This is a genomic window from Microbulbifer maximicatervae (SeqCode) (genome assembly GCF_056232625.1).
In genome coordinates, this window is record NZ_CP174324.1 from 4,567,278 (window position 1) to 4,587,891 (window position 20,614).

General features: G+C 53.1%; 18 protein-coding genes. 12 read left to right on the plus strand and 6 right to left on the minus strand.

All coding sequences use genetic code 11. From position 1 onward, the window contains the following. The first annotated feature begins 10 nt into the window (after positions 1–10). The 10 genes from nrdR to ribA all read left to right on the plus strand — a co-directional run bounded on the left by nrdR (position 11) and on the right by ribA (position 7,315). Complete coding sequence (gene nrdR / locus ACJJI6_RS19925; protein WP_108734577.1) at positions 11–478, plus strand: transcriptional regulator NrdR; 468 nt, start codon at positions 11–13, stop codon at positions 476–478. Further along, entirely contained in the window at positions 475–1,620 is a 1,146-nt protein-coding gene (ribD, locus tag ACJJI6_RS19930) for a bifunctional diaminohydroxyphosphoribosylaminopyrimidine deaminase/5-amino-6-(5-phosphoribosylamino)uracil reductase RibD (protein WP_413663386.1), read from the plus strand. Before nrdR ends, ribD begins: the two co-directional genes overlap by 4 nt. Next, positions 1,620–2,282, plus strand: coding sequence for a riboflavin synthase (locus tag ACJJI6_RS19935; RefSeq protein WP_108734575.1), 663 nt, complete (start codon positions 1,620–1,622; stop codon positions 2,280–2,282). The genes ribD and ACJJI6_RS19935 overlap by 1 nt, the downstream gene beginning before the upstream one ends. Positions 2,283–2,360: 78 nt before the next feature. Continuing rightward, complete coding sequence (ribBA, locus tag ACJJI6_RS19940) at positions 2,361–3,482, plus strand: bifunctional 3,4-dihydroxy-2-butanone-4-phosphate synthase/GTP cyclohydrolase II (protein WP_413663385.1); 1,122 nt, start codon at positions 2,361–2,363, stop codon at positions 3,480–3,482. Between the two features lie 77 nt (positions 3,483–3,559). After that, positions 3,560–4,030 (plus strand): 6,7-dimethyl-8-ribityllumazine synthase, encoded by a 471-nt coding sequence (gene ribH, locus ACJJI6_RS19945; RefSeq protein WP_108735355.1) that lies wholly within the window; start codon positions 3,560–3,562, stop codon positions 4,028–4,030. 69 nt (positions 4,031–4,099) lie between these two features. Beyond that, on the plus strand, positions 4,100–4,543 hold the full coding sequence (gene nusB, locus ACJJI6_RS19950; protein WP_282931196.1) for a transcription antitermination factor NusB: 444 nt from the start codon (positions 4,100–4,102) through the stop codon (positions 4,541–4,543). A gap of 10 nt (positions 4,544–4,553) precedes the next feature. Continuing rightward, positions 4,554–5,495: a thiamine-phosphate kinase gene (gene thiL / locus ACJJI6_RS19955; RefSeq protein WP_444907218.1), complete on the plus strand. Its 942-nt coding sequence runs from the start codon at positions 4,554–4,556 to the stop codon at positions 5,493–5,495. Between the two features lie 42 nt (positions 5,496–5,537). After that, a complete protein-coding gene (locus ACJJI6_RS19960; RefSeq protein WP_413663383.1) occupies positions 5,538–6,026 on the plus strand; it encodes a phosphatidylglycerophosphatase A family protein in 489 nt (162 codons plus the stop codon). 18 nt (positions 6,027–6,044) lie between these two features. Beyond that, positions 6,045–6,680, plus strand: a complete 636-nt coding sequence (locus ACJJI6_RS19965; protein WP_444925963.1) for a retropepsin-like aspartic protease family protein — start codon at positions 6,045–6,047, stop codon at positions 6,678–6,680. Positions 6,681–6,697: 17 nt separating this feature from the next. Continuing rightward, positions 6,698–7,315: a GTP cyclohydrolase II gene (gene ribA, locus ACJJI6_RS19970; protein ID WP_475711858.1), complete on the plus strand. Its 618-nt coding sequence runs from the start codon at positions 6,698–6,700 to the stop codon at positions 7,313–7,315. A gap of 50 nt (positions 7,316–7,365) precedes the next feature. Here the strand turns inward: ribA and ACJJI6_RS19975 are convergent, their stop codons facing one another. Next, entirely contained in the window at positions 7,366–8,040 is a 675-nt protein-coding gene (locus tag ACJJI6_RS19975; RefSeq protein ID WP_475711859.1) for a M35 family metallo-endopeptidase, read from the minus strand. A gap of 786 nt (positions 8,041–8,826) precedes the next feature. Next, positions 8,827–12,153 (minus strand): pullulanase-type alpha-1,6-glucosidase, encoded by a 3,327-nt coding sequence (gene pulA, locus ACJJI6_RS19980; RefSeq protein ID WP_475711860.1) that lies wholly within the window; start codon positions 12,151–12,153, stop codon positions 8,827–8,829. 590 nt (positions 12,154–12,743) lie between these two features. Between pulA and rsgA the strand changes: the two genes are divergently transcribed. Next, positions 12,744–13,862, plus strand: a complete 1,119-nt coding sequence (gene rsgA / locus ACJJI6_RS19985) for a ribosome small subunit-dependent GTPase A (protein WP_475711861.1) — start codon at positions 12,744–12,746, stop codon at positions 13,860–13,862. 39 nt (positions 13,863–13,901) lie between these two features. Here the strand turns inward: rsgA and ACJJI6_RS19990 are convergent, their stop codons facing one another. Both ACJJI6_RS19990 and ACJJI6_RS19995 read right to left on the minus strand, forming a co-directional pair. Beyond that, entirely contained in the window at positions 13,902–14,219 is a 318-nt protein-coding gene (locus ACJJI6_RS19990) for a DMT family transporter (RefSeq protein ID WP_108734565.1), read from the minus strand. Further along, positions 14,201–14,470 (minus strand): hypothetical protein, encoded by a 270-nt coding sequence (locus tag ACJJI6_RS19995; protein WP_475711862.1) that lies wholly within the window; start codon positions 14,468–14,470, stop codon positions 14,201–14,203. The genes ACJJI6_RS19990 and ACJJI6_RS19995 overlap by 19 nt, the downstream gene beginning before the upstream one ends. Before the next feature lie 43 nt (positions 14,471–14,513). Between ACJJI6_RS19995 and ACJJI6_RS20000 the strand changes: the two genes are divergently transcribed. Further along, complete coding sequence (locus ACJJI6_RS20000; protein WP_475711863.1) at positions 14,514–16,562, plus strand: TonB-dependent receptor; 2,049 nt, start codon at positions 14,514–14,516, stop codon at positions 16,560–16,562. 91 nt (positions 16,563–16,653) lie between these two features. On the opposite strand, the gene ACJJI6_RS20005 is transcribed toward ACJJI6_RS20000, so the two are convergent. Continuing rightward, on the minus strand, positions 16,654–18,504 hold the full coding sequence (locus tag ACJJI6_RS20005) for a DUF885 domain-containing protein (protein WP_475711864.1): 1,851 nt from the start codon (positions 18,502–18,504) through the stop codon (positions 16,654–16,656). A 140-nt stretch (positions 18,505–18,644) separates the two neighbouring features. Continuing rightward, positions 18,645–20,561, minus strand: coding sequence for a 1-deoxy-D-xylulose-5-phosphate synthase (dxs, locus tag ACJJI6_RS20010; protein ID WP_475711865.1), 1,917 nt, complete (start codon positions 20,559–20,561; stop codon positions 18,645–18,647). Positions 20,562–20,614: the final 53 nt, after the last annotated feature.

The following is a 20,614-nucleotide window of genomic DNA, read 5'->3' on the forward strand; positions in this document are numbered from 1 at the left end:
ATAATCCCACATGCACTGTCCGTTCTGCAGCGCAGAAGAAACAAAAGTAGTCGATTCCCGATTGGTGGCTGAGGGCGACCAAGTACGCCGCCGGCGCGAGTGCCTGGAGTGCCACGAGAGGTTTACCACATTTGAAACTGCGGAGCTGCTGCTGCCGCGAGTGATCAAGCAAAATGGCCAGCGCGAGCCGTTTAATGAAGACAAGTTGCGCGCGGGTATTCAGCGCGCTGTGGAAAAGCGCCCGGTGAGTATTGAGCGGGTGGAGTCGGCGGTATCTCAAATAAAACACGCCCTGCAGGCGACCGGAGAACGGGAGTTGCCGGCGCGTGCTATTGGTGAATTGGTGATGGAGCAACTGCGTGAGCTGGACCAGGTGGCCTATGTGCGCTTTGCTTCTGTCTATCGCCGTTTTGAGGATGTCAGCGAGTTTAGAGAAGAGATTGAACGCCTGACCAGTAAGGGATCGAAGACAGAATGAGTCAAACGGTTGTACACAGTGCGGAAGCACTGATGGCCCGCGCTATTCAGTTGGCAGAGCGCGGTCTCTACACCACTATGCCGAATCCGCGAGTGGGCTGTGTGATTACTGACGGGGATGGCAATATTGTCGGTGAAGGCTGGCACAAGCGGGCCGGCGAACCCCACGCTGAGATCGAAGCCCTGAGTGATGCCGGCGACCTGGCTCAGGGGGCTACGGTTTATGTCACTCTTGAGCCCTGCAGCCATACCGGCCGCACAGGTCCCTGTGCCGAGGCGCTGGTAAAGGCCGGCGTGGCCCGGGTTATTTACGGAATGCAGGACCCGAATCCGAATGTCAGCGGTGCCGGATTGCAAATATTGCGCGATGCTGGGATTGAAGTGGAAGGTCCCATCCTGGAAGAGAGGTGTCGCGCTCTAAACCCTGGCTTTATCAAGCGTATGACCCTGGGACTGCCCCTGGTGCGAAGCAAATCCGCCATGAGCCTGGATGGGCGCACCGCTATGGCCAGTGGGGAGTCAAAGTGGGTATCGGGCCCTGCGGCTCGCGCCGATGTACAGCGCCTGCGCGCTCGCAGTTGTGCAGTGATTACCGGGGTTGAGACGGTGCGCTTCGACAATCCCAATCTCAATGTGCGCGCCGATGAAATGGCACTGGAAATGCTGGCCGCAGAGCGAGCCGCCGAAGTGCAGCCGCTGCGAGTAATTGTTGACAGCCAGCTGCGTACCCCAGCGAGAGCCTTTATTTTGCAGGGGGATGCCCCCACATTGGTGTGCACGACAGAGCGCGCGGAGGCCGAGCGCCGCGAGCGTATTGAGAAAACGGGTGCGGAAGTCGTGGTTTTACCCCACGACAAAGAGGGCCGCGTAGACCTGCTCGCCCTGCTCAAGGAGTTGGCGCGACGCCAGTGCAATGAAGTTTTGGTAGAGAGCGGTGCGACCCTCTCTGGTGAATTCCTCTACCGGGGCCATGTCGACGAAATAATTGTTTATATGGCGCCAAAACTGCTGGGTAGCACCGGGCGACCGCTGTTTGAACTGCCTATCGAGCGTATGGGCTCGATGCTGCCGATTACGATTACCGATATGCGCGCAGTTGGTCACGACTGGCGCATTACTGCAACAACCGATATCGAGCGCTGATGTTTACCGGAATTATTGAAGCCTTAGGCGAGATTGCAGAGTTAAAACCCCAGGGCGGCGACCTGCGTGTGCGTGTGCGCAGCGGTAAGCTGGATCTGGGTGATGTGCAACTGGGGGACAGTATTGCCACCAATGGTGTTTGTCTCACGGTTGTTGACCTGCCCGGTGATGGTTACTGGGCGGATGTCTCTGCGGAAACCCTGGATGTGACAACGGTGGGCCGCTGGAAAAAAGGCGACCGGGTCAATCTGGAAAAAGCACTAACACCCCAGACCCGCCTGGGTGGACACATTGTCAGCGGCCATGTGGATGGTATTGGCGAGGTGGTATGGCGCAAGTCCGAGGCTCGCGCCGAGCGATTCCGCCTGCGCGCACCGGAAAACCTGGCTCGCTATATTGCCCATAAAGGGTCTATCACCGTCGACGGCACCAGCCTCACGGTCAATGCCGTGGATGGGGCTGAGTTTGAACTCACCATAGTGCCACACACGTTGCAGGAAACGATTATGGCCGGCTATACCGCCGGTACTCGGGTCAACCTGGAAGTGGACCTGATTGCGCGCTACTTGGAGCGGCTACTCCTCGGTGATGAGGCAGCCAAGCCTAGTGGTGGGGGCATGACCCTCGAATTTTTGGCCCAGAACGGGTTTTACAAGCGCTAAAGATGGGCCGTGCACCACGGCGAAAACAGCAGCGATAGCCGCTCTATTTGCAATTGATAAATTTATCCAGAGTTAACCATGGAACTAAATACGGTTGAAGAACTGATCGACGATATCCGCCAGGGCAAAATGGTAATCCTGATGGATGATGAAGATCGCGAGAACGAGGGCGACCTGGTGATGGCTGCGGAGCAGATTCGCGCTGAAGACATCAACTTTATGGCCACTCATGCCCGTGGCCTGATTTGTATGCCCATGTCCAAAGAGCGCTGTGAGCAGTTGGACCTGCCGCTGATGTCGCGGGACAACGGAGCCCAGTTCAGCACCAACTTCACCGTATCCATTGAGGCGGCAGAGGGTGTCACCACCGGTATTTCCGCCGCCGATCGCGCGCGCACGGTTCGCGCCGCTGTGGCCAGAAATGCCAAGCCCAGCGATATTGTACAGCCCGGCCATATTTTCCCCATTATGGCCCAGCCCGGCGGTGTATTAAGCCGCGCAGGCCACACCGAAGCCGGTTGCGACCTGGCCCGCCTGGCGGGTTTTGAGGCGGCTGCGGTGATTGTTGAGATTATGAATGAAGACGGCACCATGTCCCGCCGCCCGGACCTGGAAAAGTTCGCGAAAGAGCACAACCTGAAGATCGGCACTATCGCCGACCTGATTACCTATCGCGCCCTGAATGAGAAAACCGTTGAGTGCGTTAATGAGCGCAAGGTGCGCACCGAGTTCGGTGAGTTCAAGCTGCGCACTTATCTCGATAAGGCCCGCCGCGAGCGCCACTTTGCCTTTGTTAAAGGCGACCCCACCCCAGAAGAGCCGACCCTGGTTCGTGTGCATGTGGGAAATACTCTGCGCGATGTGCTTACGATTCAGCGCGGCGATGAAAAATTCACCCCGTGGACCTTCCGCCGCGCGATGCAGCGTATTGAAGAAGAGGGCAAGGGTGTTGTGGTACTGATCTGCCACAACGAAACCACCGAAGAAATCGAAGAGAGCATTGATTGGCTGATCAGCGGCAAGCAACAGCGCCCCAGCCAGGACTTGGTGTACAAGCAGGTAGGTACCGGTTCGCAAATTCTGCGGGATCTCAAGGTGCGCAAAATGCGCCTGATGAGCGCACCGTTCAAGTTCAGTGCTATTTCCGGGTTTGACCTGGAGGTAGAGGAATACCTGAACGTGGAAGCGCCGCAACCCTAGTAAAAGAGTAACAATACTGAAGCGCCGCTACTGTCCTGATAGCGGCGGCGATGGACAAGAAATACGGATTGAAAATTATGAGTAATATTCAAGTGATCGAAGGGGACTTTGTCGGCAGTACGGGCAAATACGCACTGTTGGTGAGCCGCTGGAACAGCTTTGTGGTTGAAAGCCTAAAGGATGGTGCACTGGACACCCTGCGCCGCAAGGGTATCAAGGATGAAGATATCACTATCTACTACGCCCCGGGCGCATTCGAATTTCCCCTGGCGGCACAGAAGTTGGCTGAGACTAAAAAGTTCGATGCCATTATTGCCCTGGGCGCGGTTATCCGTGGTGGCACCCCGCACTTTGAGTATGTGGCTGGCGAGTGCACCAAAGGCCTGGCTCAGGTATCCATGAATACTGGCATTCCCGTCACCTTTGGCGTGCTGACTGTGGACTCCATTGAGCAGGCTATCGAGCGCTCAGGCACCAAGGCTGGCAACAAAGGTTGTGAAGCCGCCGAAACCGCCCTGGAAATGGTTTCCCTACTCGGCAAGATTTAATTGCCGGCGCGCCGGCACAAAAGGTGTGTCGGTGCAGCCCATTCTGTGAAGTATCTACCGGAAAAGACAATGACCGTAACTGCATCCGCCCGCCGTAAGGCACGTCACTACGCCATGCAGGCGCTCTATCAGTGGCAGATGGCCGGCGCCAGCCTTAATTCCATTGAGGCCGAGTTTCACGCCGATAATGATATGAGCAAAACCGACGTGGAATATTTTCGTGATATTTTCCACGGCGTAGCGAAAAACCTTGATGAGGTAGAGGGCGCTTACACGTCGCACCTGGATCGCAAAGTGGAAGACCTGGACCCTGTATCCCGCGCGCTGTTGCGCATGGCCACTTACGAGCTGAAAAACCGTATCGATGTGCCTTACAAGGTTGTCATTAATGAGGCGGTGGCCCTGGCGAAAAAATTTGGTCCCACCGATGCCTTCAAGTTTATCAATGGCATTTTGGATAAGACCGCTGCGGACCTGCGCTCGGCAGAGGTAGCCGCAGACAAGAAGGGCTGAGCCAGCAATTATGTCTAAAGCGCCGGGGGAGTTTGAGATCATCCGCGATTACTTCGCCCGCGCTCCCCAGGGCGAAGGTGTAGCCCTGGGGATTGGCGATGACTGCGCGCTATTGCAAGCACCTGTCAGCGGGCAGCTGGCCACTTCTATGGACACCCTGGTAGCAGGCCGTCACTTCCCCGCAGGTGCTGACCCATTCATGGTTGCGAGCCGTGCACTGCGTGTGAATATCAGTGATCTGGCGGCAATGAATGCCCGCCCCCTCTGGTTTACCCTTGCCCTGACCTTACCCGATAGCGACTCCGTTTGGCTGGAGAAATTCGCCAGTGGCCTGCTGGAAACTGCCGGCAAGTTTGGGGTTTCCCTTGTGGGTGGCGACACTACCGCTGGCCCCTTGTCCATTACGATTCAGGTGATCGGCCATACCGAAAAGCCCCTCCGGCGGGACGGCGCTTCTGTCGGCGACAATATTTATGTGAGCGGCCCACTGGGCGCTGCCGCAGCAGCCCTGCCCGTTATTTTGGCAGAGCGGAATGTGACTGAGTCAGTGCGGCGGGAGGCGGAGCAGGCTTTCTATTTTCCCGAGCCGCAATTAGAAACCGCCAGCGCGATTGCAGGCATTGCTACCAGTGCGTTGGATATTTCCGACGGATTATTGGGGGATCTGGGACATATCTGCAAAGCGAGCGGTGTGGCAGCAGAAATAAACCTGGAATCTCTGCCCATAGCACCCCTGGCCAATCGATTGGCAGCTGATACTGCCGTAGAGCTGGCGGCCTGTGGAGGGGATGACTATCAGCTCTGTTTTACTGCACCGGCAGCCGCTGTTGATCAAGTTCGTCAGCTGGGTTTCACACCCATAGGGAAACTCGTTGAGGGGGGGGCGCAGGTACGCTGCTCCTATCACGGGAACCCCTGGGTTGCTCAATCGCCAGGCTATAGGCACTTTTAAGTCATTGTGTAGACCATAGTGCCTTTGTGAGAATTCAATAACATGAGCATTAACAACCCGACATTTTCTCAGCTGTTGCGCGATCCCACTCTTCTGTTGGCATTTGGGTTCGGCTCCGGGCTGGCACCCAAAGCGCCGGGTACGTTTGGTACCCTGGCAGCGATTCCTTTTTGGTGGTTGATGAAGGATTTGCCTCCATTCTGGTATCTGGCCATTGTGTTTGTTACCGGTGTGGTAGGTTGCTATCTATGTGGTGCAGCTGCCAAGAAAATGGGAGTTCACGATCACGGCGGTATTGTTTGGGATGAAATGGTGGGCTACTGGCTCACCATGTTTATGGCTCCTGCAGGTTGGGCTTGGGCGCTATACGGTTTTGTCCTCTTCCGGATATTTGATATTGCCAAGCCCCCGCCCATTGGTTGGGCTGATCGCAAGGTGCAAGGTGGCGTTGGAATTATGCTCGACGATATACTGGCCGCCGTTTACGCGTCACTGGTGCTGCAATTAACCGCATGGGTACTGGGTGTCTAGGTTGGATAGGGAAGATCAATGCGCAGCTATTTTGCATTTGTAGTTAGCTTTTTACTTGCACTGAATGTCAATGCTCAGCAGGTGCAGCTAAAAGGTCTGTTTGGCGATAGCGCCATGCTGGAGATTGATGGCCGCCAGAAAATCCTTAAGGCGGGACAAAAATCCCCAGAGGGCGTCACCCTGTTGGAAGCGACTACTCGTTATGCACGGATCAGTGTTGCTGGGCAGGAGCAAAAGCTGACTTTGGCGGCTCCTATCGCAACCAGTTTTGCCAAGGCGGCAAAGGCTGAAGTACGGCTTTCCGCTGATAGCCGGGGTCATTACATGACGGATGCCTGGGTTAATGGCATGAGAGTGCCGATGATGGTGGATACCGGTGCTACCAGCATTGCCTTCAATTATCCCACCGCTCGCCGTCTCGGTTTGAATTTGGATACTGCACAAGAAATACGGGTTTCCACTGCCAATGGAGTTACCAGGGCTTACAAAGTGAGCTTGAACAGTGTAACCATTGGCGGAATCAAGCTTCACAATGTTGATGCGACTGTACACTCCGATGATTTTCCCAGCGTAGTGCTTCTCGGCAATAGTTTTCTCAGTCGGGTTGATATGGAACAGCAGGGCGGCGTGCTGCTACTGCGCGCTCGACACTGATTTAAAGAGGTATTAAGTTGACCATTCGTTTTGTGGAATCCTCAAAACTGCCCACCTCTTGGGGTATGTTTGAGATGCACGGTTTCGAGGAAGTGGAAACCGGAAAAGAGCACGTGGTACTCACCATGGGTGACTTCGATACCGAAGAGCCTCTGTTGGCCCGTATTCATTCTGAGTGCCTGACCGGAGATGCACTATTCTCCCTGCGCTGTGATTGTGGTGCCCAGCTACAACATGCGATGCATCGCATAGCGATGGAGGGGCGTGGAGCTATTTTCTATCTCCGCCAGGAGGGCCGCGGTATCGGTCTGTTAAATAAGATTCGCGCTTACCACTTGCAGGATTGTGGTGCGGATACGGTGGAAGCCAATGAGCAGTTGGGCTTTGGCGCGGATATGCGGGATTACTCGATTCTGAAAGCAATGATCGAACACCTGGGTATTCATGCCATTCGCTTGATGACCAATAACCCGCGTAAGGTAAAAGCGCTGGAGGACTTGGGCATCAATGTGACTGAGCGCCTGCCGCACCAGTCCGGTCGCAATCCCCACAATGCCAAGTATTTGTCCACTAAAAAAGGCAAACTTGGTCACTTGATTGAAAACGAGGATGAAGGGAATAACGAGGCCCGTTAAGACATAGAGGGCACGACGTGATTGGTTCGCGAAGTGCCCAATGAGATCTGCTAACGCACTAGCTTAGATGGTTCAACAACTGCCCATTTGCGACCGCTACCAATTGGTGCTCTCTGAGAGTGCACTGGTATTTCACCGCCGACAGCGACTACAAAAAAGCCATAATTTTCAGCATTATTTCTTGCATAAGCTCTTTGCGTATTGTCGCCACTTGCCAGGGCTAAGGCGTTGATGCGCCCATAGCATGACCCGTTGGGAGCATCTGCTGTACCAGCTGCTAAGTGTGATAATTCGTGTATCAGCGTTTCAATTTGAGTTTGACAATTACTTTGGATTCGTTTTAGTGAATTAAAAAAGCGATCTGTCAGGTCAATCTTAACGCCGTTTATACTGCTGTAGTCTTTTCTTTGTTTGTAGCTGCTATTGCCGATGCTGGTGACGTGTGTCGCCATTGCATTGGTATTTGAGCCGAGGGTGGCATGAGCATCATTGATGGTAATAGGAAGATTATTGATATAATAGTTCATGCGATATATCTTAGATGAAACTTCTTCCATTTCTTCTTTTGAGGCGGTGCCAAACCACTTTTTAAATAGTGTTTTTGTTTTGTCGTCGCGGTTGGCCATGCCTTTCTCTGCCAATGAAATACAGCTGGCCGCACGCCTGAAGCAGTCCTTTGCGGTAGCTTCACGCTGCTTATCGGTAAATCCGGTGTAAGTTTCCATAACTGCTCCCTGCCTGTTTATGTTGCTGAATATTATTTGGTGTTTATTGCTTAAATGTCCGTTCGAATTTGTTGAATTTTATTGAGTAAGCTCGCATCGGGCCTTTTCGTTTTTCTTCAACTGTCATTTGTTATTGTTTGGCGGCTCTTTTTTTACATCGGAGGTTAATTATAAAGTTGAAATTTAAGGTGGGGTATATTGAGGTAAGGAGTAGGGCGCCATTTTAAAACAAAAATAATCTATTAGTGTGCGGTGGATTTTTATTTGGGGTTGTTGTTTTTCTAAGGGGTGAGGAAGGTGGTGGAGTTTTTGGGGGGGCGGCAAGGTTAGCGGTATGGAATTTCTAAAATTCTCGGGGCCATTTGTTGGTTCTAGTCCATTTTTCTCAATGAATTTACCTAATAAAAGCATCTGTATAACTATTAAGGTTATTACTTTGATATTATCCTTAGGCTAAATTTTCAGTATTTTACTAATTTTATTTGGCTGTGATTGCTTAGATAATAATGTTTTTTTCTTTTAAGGGTTTTTTGTTGGTAGTGAATGATAGGGTATTTGTATAGACACAAGTGGGCCCATTTTGGTGTCGCGTATAAGGGAAGAGTTAATGGAATGGTGCGAAAGGAAGATTTTTCGTAATTAGAGCTTATATCTATTACTTCGATGCACGCTAATCAAAATACGCAGTGTGATAATTGTGTGTTTGATTAATTGTCAAGAGCTGAGTCAGGCCGTCTAAATAATAAAAAAGGCCGGAAAATACGGCCTTTTAAAATTTATGAAGAATTAATATCTACGGCGTGGTTGCACAAATACTGCGGTAGTTCGGCCGGGCAGAGTAAAGGTGCCGCTGCTCCTATCAAATTTTACTTTGTGCAGGCGTAAGTCTACTGATCGGCGCTGACGTGGGTGCTTGAACAGGTGCTCACCAATAAGGTTTTCGCTGGTAAATTCCAATGATTCGTCATCGCCATTAAACAGCACCACAATACGTTCAAAGCGGCGATCGATGCTGCCATTGGAATCGGATAACTCCATCACAATCAGCCCAGGAATCTGGTCGGGTCCGGTGTTGAGGAAATTAAGGTGTGCCTCTACGGACTCTGCATCAGACAAGCGGAACAGGGGAGAGCTGTTGCGAATCGCCAGCTGCTCGCGGAATAGAGCAGAGCTCCACAAGCGGTGCCGGCGCTCGGGAGCCAATTCCGGGTTTGCCAGTAAAGGTTGCATCAGGGACCAGTTATCTTCGTTTTTATCTGCGATAGGTAAACCCGCAGCCCAATTATCGGTGGCGAGGCTGAAGTCCAGTGCATTAAACCAGTCACCGGAGTTGTAACTGTCCCGATCCATCGACTTTGAGCGCAGGAAATCCTGACCTGCGTGGATAAACGGCACTCCCTGGGCGAACAGAACCAGGGAATTACTGAATGCCTGGATACGCACTCGTTCAGCCAAGTCGGCGCTGTCGTTGGCTTTGATCTGTACTCCGTCGAATAGCGTCTCGTTGTCGTGGGCGGCAATATAATTAATGGATTCCTGCGGGTCGGCAGTATAGCCGGTGGGCTGGCCGTTATAGACCAGCTCGCTGCCGGTAATGATATTGCCGTTGGCATCTTCAAAAGGATAATCCGCCAGGTTGCCGGCGAGGGAAACGCGGACTTTATCTGCCAGGGTCAGCAGTGTGGCACGCTCATCTTCTCCCTCAAACTTACCGTTGCTGTCGGTGAACAGACCGGTACCAAAACCCTGCTCCTCAAAGCCTCCGAAGGGGTTGCCACCACGCACGGAATCGCGCAGGCGATCGTTAAAGGTGCCGATACCGCTGCCTGCCATATTGCCCTGGCGGGCCTGTACAAAGCGAGCATCGTCAGCCACTTCGCCAAAATTCCAGCCCTCGCCGTACAGATAGATAGCGCTGCCATCGACACCATCGGCTGCCGGGGTCAGTGATTGCAGTGCCGCTTGCGCTTTGAGGATATTGTCGAGGCTGTGATGTCCCATCAGATCGAAACGGAAGCTGTCCACCTTGTAGGCCCGGGCCCAGGTGACCAGGGAATCGATCATCAGCTTTTCCATCATGGCGTGCTCACTGGCGGTATTGGCGCAGCAGCTACTCATTTCCACACCGCCCTCCAGATTGCGGCGGTGGTAATAGCCGGGGACGATTTTATCGAGTACGGAGTTGTCGTATTGGCCATAGGAGCTGGTGTGGTTGTAAACCACATCCATTACCAGTCGCAGGCCGGAGCGGGATAGCCCCTGCACCATTTGACGGAATTCGCGAATGCGTGCAGGTCCATCGGGAGCGCTGCTATAGCTGCCTTCGGGGACCGTGTAGTGCAATGGATCGTAGCCCCAGTTGAAGCCATCGGTATCGCGAATTGCATCTACCTGGGCCTGCTGCTCGCTGCTGTCCGATGCGTAGTCTGAGAGGTCCGGTGTTTGCTGCTGCTGCATGTGATCCTCATTGACTGTGGCAAAGTCAAAGGCCGGCAGCAGGTGGATATGAGTGAGGCCGGCGCGGGCCAGTTTATTGAGGTGGCGCATGCCGTCACTGTGCTTGCGGGTGAAAGCCTTGAAGGTGCCGCGCTCTGCTTCGGGGACAGTTTGATCCGCAATACTGAAATCGCGTACGTGCAGCTCGTAGACACTGATATCTTCCGGCTGGGTTAACTTGGGCTTGCGCAGGCGGTCCCAACCGTGTGGCTTCAGGTCCCGGTCATCCAGGTTGACGATCTGGCTTTTGCCGCTATTGATGGAGAGACTCAGGGAGTAGGGGTCGGTGACCAGGTTGGTTTCAATCTGACGGCTGAAGTAGGAATACACCTCGACCTCATAGAGGTAAAAGCTGCGGTCCCACTGCTTATCGATATCGGTACTCCAAACCCCGGTAGATTCATCGCGTAGCATGGATACCACGTGATCGGCGCTATCGCTGCTGGGGTCTGTAAACAGGTGCAGCTTTACTGCCCGTGCAGTGGGCGCCCAAAGATCGAGCTGGATACTCTCCTCGCCGACACGAGCACCGAGTTCACCGTCGTAGTAGAAGCGATCATCGAGCGCGCCTGCCATCTGCACACCAGTCGCATCCAGTAACGTGCCCTCCGCGTCGTAGGCGGCGAGTGCGAATTGCTGGGTGACCAGATCACTAGTGGAAGCCTGCCCCGGCAATTGCCAGGCACTGAAACTGGCCAGGTGCGGGAATTTTTGTTGGGCGCTGTCGGGCAGGGTGGCGAGAGGGGTGAGATCGATGGTGCCATCGGAACGGATATCACCGTCCTCCAGTTTTAGCTCGGCGCTGTTGCTGTAGTGCAATTTAACCTTGGTGCCTTCCTGCACCTGGATATCCCAGGCAAAGCTGCTGGTATCCACCCAGTGAGCTTTATCGCTGCTCAGGTCACCCTTGGCGAAGCCATCACTGCTGACGGTGACTTCTTTACTATTCGAGTCAAAAGCAAAGTAGATTTCATCGTAATCGGCAGCCACGTTAAAGCTGATGTTGGCTCCATTGTTGCCGTAGCTCTCCTCCCAGCCTTCGTCCAGGGCTACCTTGAATTCATAGGGGCCGGCAGGAAGCGCTGAGGTGATAAAGGTATAGGTGCCATCTCCATCGGCATCCTGCATCCAGCTGCGCAGGCAACTGGGTTGCCAGTCTCCCGGACACCCGAGCAGGGATTGGAAGTTGCCGGCTACAGCGGCGACCACGCTATTGTGGTTGTCGGTGATCCAGTGAGTCTCGTGGTCGTAGATAAATTTAACTTCGCGGGCCTCATCCAGGCTGAGGGAAATATTACCGCCGTCCCGCTGGCCACCCGAGCCATAATTTTCATCCCAGCTGTTGTTGAGAGCGGCTTTGTACTCCCAGTTGCCGGCGGGTACCCAAAAGCTACCTTGCCATTTGTCGTCTTCGCTGTCATAGCTGAGCAGGGTGGCGACACAACCTGGTTGCCAGTCGCCATCGCAGCCCAGTTGGCTTTGTAGGTTGCCGGGAATATTGACCTCTGTGGGATCTGGTGTGTCAGATGCCCAAACCGGTAATTGGATGGAGCAGAAGACTGCCCCCAGAATCAGCCCCGCCCTTGTGCTGGGGCCTGTAAATTTTGTTGCTGGCATAGCGCTTCCCATTTTTTGTTGTACTTGTTGCGGTTCTCTCAGTTGGTATTGAATCGCAGTCACGCATTGACGGCCTCCCACCCCGAGGAGGTGGAGGTCTGGGGGAGGTGGTTGGGGGTGTCATAAAACCTTTATAGATTCGTCACTTGGTGGAAATACCCGCAGGAGAAGATGCTTCTCGAGTAAACGCGATGGCGAAAGAAAAAGCCGGATCTATACTCAGCTGATCGGGTTATGGTGAGTCGAGAAAGGTGATGCACTCGCTGTAATCGGATTCGAAGGCCGGCTTTTGCCGGCTTTGCTTTTTGTGGCGGGGCAATTACTAAGAGGCTTCCCGGGATTATCCTTGCTCCTATCCCCGGGTAGTGCTAATTTGCCCATAACCCGCCAGGTACTTTGGCGGAATCCAGAACTCAATGACTGCGGAGGATGATTGATGATTGTTGCAACCCTCCGTCGGGTCCAGTAGCAGCCTCCAGCTGCCCACGCCCGGCGATAGATTCCTAGACGTCGGGCTTTCCCTGGGAAAGCTCTGTTGGCCGCGTATCTGCGGTCGCTTGGTGCTTTATTGCGCCCAGAGGGTTTCAATCTTGAGTAAATCTAACTTTACCCGCCGGTCTGTTAATAGATTCGGCACTAAATCCGCATCTATCAAAATTGAGCGGGAAGCTTCTCCGCTACAAAAGCTCGGCTGGAAGCCTTTTTTCCAACAGCAGCTGACGCTTGAAGAACTCGAACAGTGTTTGCCGCTGCGGATTATGGCTGTACACCGCAGTCGCCTGGAATTGGCCGGCGAGCAGGGGGCTGTGTCCCTTCCGCTAACCGGGAGTCTTGTGGCTAATTTGCCCGCGGTGGGGGATTGGCTGTTGTTAGAGAAGAGCAGTGGATATTTCGTGCGTTTGTTGAGCCGCAGCAGCCAGTTTGAGCGCATGGCACCTGGGGGGCATCAGGTGCAGATGATCGCCGCCAATGTCGATAGTGTTTTTATTGTTTCGTCCCTGAATGATGACTTTAACCTCTCACGTATTGAGCGCTATTTGGCTCTGGCTCGGGAGTCCGGTTGCAGCCCACACCTGATACTGACTAAGGCCGATCTGTGTGAAGACATTGCCCCTTTTCTTCAGGCTTTGCGCCCATTCGGCGAATTACCTGTTGCAATGGTAAATAGCCTGGATCGAGAAAGCGTGGCACAGCTGCGCCAATGGTGCTTACCTGGGGAAACTATCGCGCTGTTAGGTTCTTCTGGAGTGGGTAAATCCACTTTGCTAAATGCGCTGTCTGGCGAATCCCTGGCTGAGACTGGGACCATTCGCGAAGCCGATAGTAAAGGGCGTCACACTACACGGAAACGCTCTCTTCACTCCCTGAGTTGGGGAGCGCTGTTACTCGATAGCCCTGGAATGCGGGAGCTGGGGTTGGTGCATGTTGAAGATGGCGTGGCGGAGACTTTTTCTGATATTGAGGCCTTGTCCAGAGAGTGTCGCTTCTCTGACTGCCAGCACCAGTCGGAGCCAGGCTGTGCGGTACAAGAGGCAATAATGGGCGGTTCGCTGGATGATCGGCGCTTGCGCAATTGGCAAAAACTGCAACAGGAACTAAGCCGTAACGGTCAAACTCTCGCGCAGAAACGGGCAGGGGAGAGAGCGCTATCCCAGATGTATCGATCTGTACAAAACCAGGCGCGTAAACACAAATATTCAGAGGATTAATAGAACTGGCGCCCGGGAATTTCCCCGGGTGCTGCTCAATTAATGAGAGAGTTTTAACGTGACAACGCCTAAGATAATGAGCAAAACTCCCAGGTAGCGTCCAAGGCTGGTGGAGTCTCCAAAGAACAGCACCCCTACCGCAAAGGCTCCGGCGGCACCAATTCCTGTCCAGACCGCATAGGAAGTACCAATAGGTATCTCCCGCTGCGCCAGCCACAGAAGAAATCCACTGACCCCAATAAATACCACAGCCATAACCACACCCAGAAGGCGGGTGTTACTTCCCTGTGAAATTTTCAGTCCCAGCACCCAACCAATTTCGCATAGTCCGGCGAGTATTAAGTAGAACCAGGCCATGATATTCCTTTAAAAATAGCTTTGAGGATTTCAACTTTTGTACCGCTTGTGACGCTTTCTTGTTGATAAACATATTGGGCGGTCAATAGAAAAGATATAGCTGAGAATGGAGGAAACGCTTTTAATGAGGCTTGGGGCAGACTAAGCGGCAGACCACACTTTTCTTTAGCCGCTGTAATTTCCGATATAATCAGGTTTGAAGGGAAGTATCCGATGATAAAAATAAAATCAGTTATAAGGAGTTTGGCCAAGTTGAAAATGATCCATGGAATGAAAGGAGCCTCATTATTTTTTGTGTTTGTCTGGTTATGTTTCCCCTCTGACTTTTCGTATGGTAATGAGACAAAGATAGAGGCCCTGGTTGTTACAGCGGGCAGGTATGCTCAGGGCATTGCGGAGCGGGTAGAGAGTATTTCTGTTGTCGATAATGATGTACTCAAGAAAGCGGGAAACGCCCATATCCAACAAAGCTTGGCGAGTGTGCCCGGAGTAAATCTGGCTCGAGGAAATGGGCAGGAATATCTGCCCGCCTTGCGCTCCCCAGTACTGACGGGTGCGGGAGCTTGTGGGGGAGTTCTGACAGCAGAGGATGGCATTCCACTGCGAGCAAATGGCTTTTGCAATATCAATGAGTTATTTGAATCTTTTAGTGAGACAGCACGTCATATCGAAGTCATAAGAGGGCCTGCTGGTACGCTATATGGATCAAATGCCCTGCATGGATTGATCAATGTTATTAGCCGTGACCCTGTTGAGGATGAGGGTGGATTACTCAATGTTGAGACGGGGCCTCACGATTATTACCGAGTGGGTGTGTCGGCGAATCATCGTTTTAATAATGAAGGTGATGGAATAAGTACGGATTTGTATCTGACAACCGATAGTGGCTATAGAGATCACTCCGGTGTGGACCAGCAAAAAGCCAGTGTTCAGTATGTTAGCCACATCGGAGATAGCAGGGTTCGAACCCGTTTGGTAGCTACAAACCTGAACCAGGAAACTGCGGGTTACGTTGAGGGAGAGGGCGCTTATCGAGATCCTCGATTGAGCCGTACAAACCCCAACCCAGAGGCATTTCGGGATGCCTATGCTATCAGGATGTATTCCCTGATCGATATACCTATTAACCGTGATAGCCAAATCCAGTTGTCGCCGTATTTTCGAAAAACCAAAATGCGTTTTCTGCAACATTATTTACCGGGCCAGCCTTTGGAAGAAAATGGTCAGGAAAGTATTGGAATTAGAACTAGTTATTATCTGGAGCTGGATAAAAAACTGAATCTGGTTTCGGGTATTGATACGGAATTAAGCGAGGGATATCTCTTGGAGGTGCAAGAGAGTACTACCGAGGGATCTGAATTTCTTCAGGCGACGATTCCAGTGGGGAAGCACTATGATTACGAAGTGACGGCTTGGAATCTCGCTCCTTACGCATCGGTAAACTGGCAGGTTAGTGATAAATTAGAAATTACTGGCGGAGTGAGGTTTGAGTCTGCACGTTACAATTACGACAATAACATGCTCTCCGGTCGTACCGACGCAAATGGAATAGCTTGTGACTTCGGCGGTTGCCGGTTTAGCCGACCGAGTGACCGAAAAGATAGATTTAGCAATATATCCCCCAAGCTGGGTGCTCTGTTACAGTTAGATAGTGAATTTCAACTATTTACCCAACTCGCTCAGGGATATCGGGTACCCCAGGCGACAGAATTATATCGCTTACAGAGGGAGCAAACAGTTGCAGAATTGGACGCTGAAGAGCTCAATAGCTTTGAAATAGGACTGAGGAAGCTGGGTGATTCCCTATCATTTGAGTGGGTGGCCTATGCAATGGAAAAGGAAAATGTAATTTTTCGCGATGCTGATTACTTTAACCAGTCCAATGGAAAGACCCGGCACTGGGGACTGGAATTAGCGGTTAATTATGAGTTTTCTGAAAGTCTGCGCTTTGAGGGTAGTACCAGCTATGCTGAACATCGCTATGACGATCAACGGGAGTTAGAGGGCGTAGAACTGGATGGGAATTTTGTAGATTCCGCACCAAGAACTTTTGGTAGCTATCGCCTGCAGTGGTCGCCCGGCTCTCTTATATCGGCGGAACTGGAGTGGTTACATCAGGGCAGTTATTTTACCGATCCTCAAAATGCTCACCGCTATCCGGGGCATGACTTGCTCAACTTTCGATTGGCCTGGCAGTGGGATCAATATGGATTTTCGACACGATTATTGAATATTACTGACAGAGCTTATGCTGAGCGTGCCGATTACAGCAGCTTTAGTGGCAGCCGGTATTTCCCCGGAGAACCTCGCTCAATTTATTTTGGAATTGATGTTGAGTGGTAATGGGGTAACTAGGGTTGTTTTATCGAAACTTCCTTTTTGCAAAAGGTTTGAAATCTATTGCAAAAAGGAAGTAGAAGCCGACAGGTCTGGATTAACTGGTAGCGGGCTTTTCGATCTGTTGCGCATCGATATGGGCAGATACAGAGGCCTGGCTTTCCAGCCAGTTGTCCATACGCTCTTCAAGAATATTCAGTGGCAGTGCTCCAGATCCCAACAGAGCGTCATGGAAACTACGAATATCAAAATTGCTGTCCAGGGTTTTCTCCGCTTCCGCACGCAGCTCTTTAATTTTGAGCTGCCCCAGTTTGTAGGCCAGGGCTTGGCCCGGCCAAACCAGATAGCGGTCGATCTCGACGGTCACATCGTGGAGTGGTTTGGCGCTGTTTTCCATAAAGTACTCGATCGCTTCCTCGCGACTCCAGCCCAGCTGGTGCATACCAGTATCCACTACCAAACGCACTGCACGCCACATGTCGTAAGTGAGTGCACCGAACTCGCTGTAGGGGTTTTTATAAAGGCCCAGGTCGTAACCGAGACTTTCTGAGTAAAGGCCCCAACCCTCCACAAATGCGGTGTAGAGGGCCATACGGCGCAGCGGGTGAATATCAGTTTGCTCTTGTGCCAGGGCGATTTGCAGGTGGTGACCTGGCATTGCCTCGTGCACTGTGAGAGCCTCCATTTCCCATTTCGGGCGGCTGGGCAGGTTGTAGGTATTGGCAAAGAAAATACCTGCACGTCCAGCCTCATTGGAGCCCGGTTGGTAGTAGGCAGTAGTTTGGGCCTGTTCTGAGTAACCGGGAATTGGTTTCACCCCATAGGGCAGGCGCGGCAAGGTGCCAAATAGGGCGGGCAGCTCTGCATCAATACGCTTGGCGATATCGCGGTAGTCCCGCAATAAGCCTTCCCGGCTGGTGTGGTAAAAGCGCGGGTCGGTACGTAGAAACTCGGTGAATGCTTTGAAGCCTCCCTGGAAGCCCGTCTTCTGGATGATTTTATCCATCTCCCCGCGAATTCGCTTCACTTCCGCAAGCCCAATGCGGTGGATCTCTTCGGGGCTAAGGTCGGTGGTGGTACTCTCTTCTACTTTATGGGCGTACCAGCGCAGACCGTCAGGGCGGCTGGTTAAAGCTGTATCCACCTGGGCCTCGGGAATATATTTTCGCTCAACAAATTCAGCCATACCCTGCCAGGCCGGTACCAGTTGTTTGCTGTAAATGGCATAGGCGCGTTGCTGCAGGCTTTTCCGTTTGGCCGCAGGAATGGACTCGGGCATTTGGCTAAAAGCTGTCAGCAGCGGGCTGTGCTCCGGCGCGGCAGGTACCAGTGCGCGTATCTGACGCGGCAGGTCGCGCAGGGTAATTTGTGGTGGTGTGACTCCTTTGCGCAGACCCCGGCGCATCAATCCCTGGGTTTGTTCAATCAGGATTGGCAACCTTTCCAAGCGGCTGATTATTGTCTCGTAATCGGTTGCAGTGCTCTTGGGCATGCTGTTGATAACAGCTGGCACATTGCGCTGGATACCGCTCATATGGGTAATTGGTTGCAAGTGCTCTGGAAACTGGAAGCCTTTCACTTCTCCCAACAAGTCTTGGTAGAGCAGTTGGTAATCCAATTGCTGCTCGGCAGGCAGATCACTTTGATCGATATTACGTGCAGCCCCCAAAAGGATTCGTGTCTGCTTCTGCCTGAGTTCCACTGCCTTGAGGGAGTCATCTACCCAGCGATGATTTTGCCCAGGATAGCCCTCGTAGGTTGCCTGGCTGGGGTAACTCTCCATAATCCAGCGATAGCGCAAATCCTGCAGGGCGGTGAGTCGCTCTGAGGCACTGTTCTCCGGAAGAGACTTGTAAGCTTTTCGGAAGGTGTCCTGGTCCATCGCCGAGGCATTGAGGCTCACAACAAGTCCCAGGGATGTAAATAGGGCTTTTCTGATAAACGACATAATCCCCTCAAGTGAAAACGTGTGGCTCAAATAGTGGCCGGATTTAGTCTATGGGTGGTTTGTTACCACTGCCGGCAATTTATTGCCGGGCATTCGAAGAGCAGCCAGCCGCATTAGCTGGCTGCCAAAGGTGGGCTGGGTCAGTTGGCTGCCGCTGTGCGACTGCCAAACTCCTGGTGATTGATCAGTTGCAAGCGCCTGCGAATTTGTTCCTCAATACCAGAGGCATTGAGGCCGATGGCCGCCAGCAGGTCTTTGTGCTTGCCGTGCTCAATTATTTGATCTGGAAGCCCCAGTTGCAGCACCGGTACCGACCGCGCAGTGCTATTGAGGTATTCGAGTACGGCACTGCCAGCGCCACCAGCAATAGTGTTCTCTTCGATGGTAACTAAGAGTTGGTGACTCTCGGCAAGTTCATCGATCAGTGTCTCGTCCAGGGGTTTTACCCAGCGCATATCGGCTACGGAGGCCCCCAGCTGCTCTGCAGCGGCCATAACGGGGCCGAGTAAGGTTCCGAAGCTGAGGATGGCTACACCACTGCCCTGGCGCAACAGGCGCCCCTTGCCGATCGGTAGCTCTGTCATTTCCTTGTTGATGGCGGTACCCATACCAGTTCCGCGTGGATAGCGCACAGCAGTGGGGCCGCTGTGTTTGTAGGCGGTATAGAGCAGCTGGCGGCATTCGTTTTCGTCACTGGGCGCGGCGATAGCCAGGTAGGGCAGGCAGCGCATAAATGTGAGGTCAAAACTACCCGCGTGCGTGGGGCCGTCTTCCCCAACCAGGCCGGCGCGGTCGATGGCGAAAGTGACATCCAGGTTTTGGATTGCCACATCGTGCACCATTTGGTCGTAGCCGCGCTGTAAAAATGTCGAATAAATAGCAACTACCGGCTTCTGGTCTTCACAGGCGAGGCCCGCAGCGAGAGTGACGGCGTGCTGTTCGGCAATGGCTACGTCGTGGAAGCGGTCCGGGAAGCGCTTGGAGAACTCCACCATACCGGAACCCTCGCACATGGCCGGGGTAATAGCGACCAGGCGCTCGTCCTGTTCTGCGGCATCGCACAGCCACTGGCCAAAAATATCCTGGAACTTGGGCAGTTTCTTCTTGCCGGGTACGGCTACTTGCACCTTGGCTTCCGGCTCCAGCTTGTTCAGCGCGTGGTAGCCCACCGGATCCTCTTCAGCAGGGCCGAAGCCTTTGCCCTTGGTGGTGGCAATATGCAGGAGTTGCGGGCCCGGCTGGCTGCGCAAGTTGCGCAGGGTGTGCACCAGGTCGTGCATGTTGTGGCCATCCAGGGGACCCACGTAGTTAAAACCCAGTTCTTCGAACAGGGTGCCCGGCGTGATCATACCTTTGACGTGCTCTTCAGTACGTCGAGCCAATTGCCAGGCTTTGGGGATGGCAGACAGTATCTTACGGCTGCCCTCGCGCATGTTCAGGTAGGTTTTACTGGCCAGGATTTTGGCGAAATAGGTAGCCAGGCCGCCGACATTCTTTGAGATAGACATACTGTTGTCATTGAGAACAACCAACATGTCCTTGCCGGTATGTGAGGCGTGGTTCAGGGCTTCGAAAGCCATTCCCGCCGTCATGGCGCCATCGCCAATCACCGCCACTACCTTGCGATCGTCAGGGGAGCCCAGGGCCATACCCAGGGCGGCGCTGATCGAAGTGCTGGAGTGACCAACACCAAAGGTATCGTAGGGGCTCTCACTGCGTTTGGGGAAGCCGGACAGGCCCCCTTGCTGGCGCATGGACAGCATCTGTTCGCGGCGACCGGTGAGGATTTTATGGGGGTAGGTCTGGTGGCCCACATCCCAAACCAGCCGGTCCTCCGGGGTATTGAATATGTAATGCAGGGCGATGGTCAGTTCCACCACACCGAGACCGGCACCAAAGTGCCCGCCGGTCTGGCCGACACAATACAGCAGGTACTCACGCAATTGGCTGGCGAGTTCCGGCAATTGGCGTTCATCGAGGGCGCGCAGCTGCGCCGGGTCGTCGATCGAGTCGAGTAGCGGTGTCTGCGGGCGTGTGCGTGGAATTTCTTCGAGCATCAAATGTATCAGTTGCAACAGATGGTGATATTGAGGGGGATTGTATGCCCGTG

Excerpts from the sequence above, each read along its gene's own strand:
- nrdR (WP_108734577.1), top strand. The coding sequence starts at position 11 with ATGCACTGTCCGTTCTGCAGCGCAGAAGAAACAAAAGTAGTCGATTCC.
- ribD (WP_413663386.1), top strand. The coding sequence starts at position 475 with ATGAGTCAAACGGTTGTACACAGTGCGGAAGCACTGATGGCCCGCGCT.
- ACJJI6_RS19935 (WP_108734575.1), top strand. The coding sequence starts at position 1,620 with ATGTTTACCGGAATTATTGAAGCCTTAGGCGAGATTGCAGAGTTAAAA.
- ribBA (WP_413663385.1), top strand. The coding sequence starts at position 2,361 with ATGGAACTAAATACGGTTGAAGAACTGATCGACGATATCCGCCAGGGC.
- ribH (WP_108735355.1), top strand. The coding sequence starts at position 3,560 with ATGAGTAATATTCAAGTGATCGAAGGGGACTTTGTCGGCAGTACGGGC.
- nusB (WP_282931196.1), top strand. The coding sequence starts at position 4,100 with ATGACCGTAACTGCATCCGCCCGCCGTAAGGCACGTCACTACGCCATG.
- thiL (WP_444907218.1), top strand. The coding sequence starts at position 4,554 with ATGTCTAAAGCGCCGGGGGAGTTTGAGATCATCCGCGATTACTTCGCC.
- ACJJI6_RS19960 (WP_413663383.1), top strand. The coding sequence starts at position 5,538 with ATGAGCATTAACAACCCGACATTTTCTCAGCTGTTGCGCGATCCCACT.
- ACJJI6_RS19965 (WP_444925963.1), top strand. The coding sequence starts at position 6,045 with ATGCGCAGCTATTTTGCATTTGTAGTTAGCTTTTTACTTGCACTGAAT.
- ACJJI6_RS19975 (WP_475711859.1), bottom strand. The coding sequence starts at position 8,040 with ATGGAAACTTACACCGGATTTACCGATAAGCAGCGTGAAGCTACCGCA.
- pulA (WP_475711860.1), bottom strand. The coding sequence starts at position 12,153 with ATGCCAGCAACAAAATTTACAGGCCCCAGCACAAGGGCGGGGCTGATT.
- ACJJI6_RS19990 (WP_108734565.1), bottom strand. The coding sequence starts at position 14,219 with ATGGCCTGGTTCTACTTAATACTCGCCGGACTATGCGAAATTGGTTGG.
- ACJJI6_RS20005 (WP_475711864.1), bottom strand. The coding sequence starts at position 18,504 with ATGTCGTTTATCAGAAAAGCCCTATTTACATCCCTGGGACTTGTTGTG.
- dxs (WP_475711865.1), bottom strand. The coding sequence starts at position 20,561 with ATGCTCGAAGAAATTCCACGCACACGCCCGCAGACACCGCTACTCGAC.